The organism is Pseudomonas juntendi (genome assembly GCF_009932375.1).
Lineage (GTDB): Bacteria > Pseudomonadota > Gammaproteobacteria > Pseudomonadales > Pseudomonadaceae > Aquipseudomonas > Aquipseudomonas juntendi.
The window spans coordinates 1-589 of record NZ_BLJG01000544.1 but is presented as its reverse complement, the minus strand read 5'-3'; the positions used below and the strand labels follow the sequence as shown (position 1 = coordinate 589).

Annotated in this window: 1 pseudogene; it reads right to left on the bottom strand. The window is 59.1% G+C overall.

Going from position 1 to position 589, the window contains the following annotated elements:
- Positions 1-84 precede the first annotated feature (84 nt).
- A pseudogene (locus tag GYA94_RS27180) lies at positions 85-589 on the bottom strand (aromatic amino acid transporter AroP); the annotation flags it as partial.

Here is a 589-nt window from a genome sequence, read left to right as displayed (position 1 = left end):
CTTGCCAGCGATAGGGCCCAAACAGGCAATAAAAAACCCGAAGCCAGCCCCCCGACTTCGGGTTTCTCAATATCCTGCAGAGCCTTACTTGGCTACGGTTCCAGCAACCCCACCGGTATTCAGCCGCCGACGTGGCTTGACCATGTACACCACGAACATCGCAAACAGCCAGATCGGGATCGCGTACACCGACACCTGAATGCCTGGAATCATCAGCATGATGCCGAGAATCAGCACTACGAAGGCCAGCACCACATAGTTGCCATAGGGGTACCACAGCGCCTTGAACAGCGGCTTCTGGCCGGTGCGGTCAAGGTGCTGGCGGAATTTCAGGTGCGAAAAACTGATCATGGCCCAGTTGATCACCAGGGTAGCCACCACCAGCGACATCAGCAGTTCCAGGGCATTTTGCGGCATCAGGTAGTTGAGCAGCACGGCCACGAAGGTCACCGCTGCCGACACCAGAATCGAGCGCACTGGCACGCCGCGTTTGTCGACCTTAGCCAGCGCTGCCGGGGCATCGCCCTGCTCGGCCATGCCCAGCAGCATGCGGGCATTGCAGTAGGTGCCGCTGTTGTACACCGACAGC